General features: G+C 46.4%; 3 protein-coding genes. 2 read left to right on the forward strand and 1 reads right to left on the reverse strand.

Annotated features, from left to right (window positions below; translation table 11 throughout):
• Positions 1-369: 369 nt before the first annotated feature.
• Positions 370-2622 (forward strand): molybdopterin-dependent oxidoreductase, encoded by a 2253-nt coding sequence (locus Q0257_RS13055; protein WP_297961179.1) that lies wholly within the window; start codon positions 370-372, stop codon positions 2620-2622.
• On the opposite strand, the gene Q0257_RS04135 is transcribed toward Q0257_RS13055, so the two are convergent.
• Positions 2598-2741 (reverse strand): hypothetical protein, encoded by a 144-nt coding sequence (locus tag Q0257_RS04135; RefSeq protein ID WP_298021900.1) that lies wholly within the window; start codon positions 2739-2741, stop codon positions 2598-2600. The two genes, Q0257_RS13055 and Q0257_RS04135, sit on opposite strands and share 25 nt — an antisense overlap.
• 150 nt (positions 2742-2891) lie before the next feature.
• Here Q0257_RS04135 and Q0257_RS04140 point away from each other — a divergent pair.
• Positions 2892-3119: formate dehydrogenase accessory sulfurtransferase FdhD (locus Q0257_RS04140; RefSeq protein ID WP_298021903.1), on the forward strand; the 228-nt coding region annotated here is incomplete at its 3' end.

Here is a 3119-nt window from a genome sequence, read left to right on the forward strand (position 1 = left end):
AGCGAGTTTTTGATAAATTTTAATATAGATTTTCATTTAATTAAATTAATATATTATACCGATAAATTAGCATTAAAATTTCATAAAAATTTAATCGTGCTTTGAAATAAAACGGAGCGTAATATAATTTCAAAATTCTATTAAAATTATAAAACTTAGCTTAAAAAGCGTCTTTTGCGATAAGCGATAAATTTTACGCTAAAACGCCGCCATTACCGAAGTAAAAGCGTAAAATTTAACTATTCAATTTAATATGCGATATTTGCATATTGCTTAAATTTTGCTTAAAAAAATTCACTAATTTAAAATTTCTTTTATAATCTAGAAAGTATAATAGCCGTGCAAACCAAAATTCTTGAAAGGAATATTATGCAGTCCAGAGAAAAGATTGTCAAAACGACTTGTCCTTACTGCGGCACCGGCTGTGGTATCGATCTTATCGTAAAAGACGGCAGGATCGTAAACGCGCGCCCTACGCAGGCCCACCACGTAAATGACGGCGAGCTATGCTTAAAAGGGATGTTCGGCTGGGAGTTTGTAAACTCTCCAAAACGCCTTGCTAAACCTATGATCCGTAAGAAAAACGGAGTATTTGATAGAAGCGGTAAGCTTGAGGAGGTAAGCTTTGAAGAGGCTTATGATTTTGTAGCGTCTAAATTTAAAGAGACCGTCGCTAAATATGGTCCAAGCTCAATAATGGGTTTTAGCTCGGCGCGCTCAAATAACGAAGACAACTACGTTTTTCAGAAATTTTTCCGCGCTCAGGGCAGCAATAACGTCGATCACTGCGCCCGTCTTTGACACGCTCCTACAGTGGCAGGTCTTGCCAACACGCTAGGAAACGGAACGATGACGAACGATTTGGTCGAATTCGCTACCGATACGGACGTATTTTTACTCATCGGCACCAACACGAGCGAGTGTCACCCGATCATCGCTATGCAGATGCAGCGCGGGCTCCAGCGCGGCGCCAAGATGATCGTCGTAGATCCGAAGCGCACAGATATGGCGAAAAAAGCCGATATCTATCTGCAAATCCCAGTGGGCGCGAACATTAAGACGCTAAATACCATTATGAATGTTATCATTGCTGAAAATCTGCAAGATGACGAGTTTATCAAAAACTACGCTCACGGCTACGAGTATTTAAAAGAAGCGGTTAAGGACTTTACACCTGAGCGCTTCGAGCGCGAGACCGGCGTGAAAAAAGAGCTCGTAATCGAAGCTGCTAGAATGTATGCCAAAGCGGGTGCGGCGGCGATCTGCTACACGATGGGTATCACGCAGTTTAGCGACGGCACATCAAACGTCTTTTCGCTTTCAAATTTAGCTATTTTGACGGGAAATTTAGGTAAAAGAGGCGCAGGCGTAAATCCTTTGCGCGGTCAAAATAACGTCCAGGGCGCATGCGACATGGGCGCGCTACCTAACGTCATCCCGGCAGGTGCGGTAAATTCCGCTTATGCTCAGGAGCAGGCGCGCAGAGTATGGCACTTCGAGCTAAATCCAACTCCAGGCTTTAAGCTTACGATTGCTCCCGATAAGATGGATAGCGGCGAGCTGAAGCTGCTCTACGTTTACGGCGAGAACCCCGTAATGAGCGATCCTTGGACGGAGCACTTCGTGCATGCAACGCACCATTTGGATTGCTTTATCGTGCAGGATCTTTTCTTTACCGAGAGCGCACAGAAAGCCGATGTCGTACTGCCTGCTGCCGGCTGGGGCGAGAAGGATGGCACCTTTTTAAACACTTCCCGCCGCGTCCAGCGCACGCGCAAGGCAAGCGAGCCGGCTCCTGGCGTAGAGCCTGATTGGAAGGTTGTTTGCAATATCGCACAAAGAATGGGACTTGAAGGGTTTGATTTTTTAAGCGCGGAAGAAATTTGGAACGAAGTGCGTGCATTAATGCCTAAATTTTTCGGCGGTATTAGCTACTATAGGCTAGATAAGCTAGGCGGCATCAGCTGGCCATGTCCTGATGAAGATCATCCGGGCACACCGGTTCTTTATGCAGATCATAAATCAATGCTGCCTGATGGTAAATTTAGAATGGTGCCGGTGCTTTACGTGGATGATAAAGAGGAGCGTGCTAAGGCGGAGGCGGATTTTAGAGCCAAGATGAAAATCCCGGATGATTATCCGGTGGGAAGCGGCGCGCTTAGCGAAATACCGGATGAAATTTATCCGTGCTTATTTACGACCGGGCGTAAGGTTTATCACTACCATACTGGCACGATGACGAGAGAGTGTCGCGCGTTAGAGTACGGCGCGGGCGCAGAAGGCGCGCTCATCGAGGTAAGCCCCGATATTGCACGCGAACGCGAGCTTACCGAAGGCTGCTACGCGCTCGTTAAAAATAAGCGCGGTCAGATCGCCGCGAAGCTTCGCATAAATCCGGATCTGAAAGAGGGCACGATATTTACGACCTTCCATTACAGCGAGGCCGACGGCAACGAGCTCGTGCATGCGGGCGATCTGGATCCGCTATCGGGCATCCCGCCTCTAAAAATGACGATCGCAAATATCAGAAAGCTTAGCGAGAGCGAGTTTATCGAGTTCAGAAGACAAAACGAGATGTCGATGCACTCTGAAAAACCTTATCTATCGCCGGTGCATAGGTAGTTTGGGCGGCAAGCTCCGCCCGCTTTACATAGATGAAATTTCATCGCGGCTGCAGGTAGCGGCAAAATTTGATGAAATTTCATCTCTGTGGGCGCTTCATAGCCGCTTGCAATTTGCAAGCGGCTCGTGGATTTTCCACGCGATTTTTTAAATACAAAACTGCGAGCGATTTAAATTTACGCACGCCGCTTCGGCTTTACTTCGGCGAATTAAGGCTATTTAAGCAAAATTTCACTACGATACGGGCGAAATTAAAATAAGGAAGGTCTATGGAGCCGATTTATAGGGCGGAGATAGTTAAATTTAAAGGGGATGAAAGAAGGATCGTAAGCGATATCTTGGTGCGCGAGATCAAGCTTGAAATTTTACTAAACGGCAAGCGTTTCGGTGCGCTTATGGCGACTCCGAGCGATTTAAAGGCGCTTGCGGTAGGATATTTGATGAGCGAAAATTTGATCTCGGATCCAAGCGGTATAAAAAGCATCGAGCTCGCGCCG

The organism is uncultured Campylobacter sp. (assembly GCF_938018035.1).
GTDB lineage: Bacteria > Campylobacterota > Campylobacteria > Campylobacterales > Campylobacteraceae > Campylobacter_B.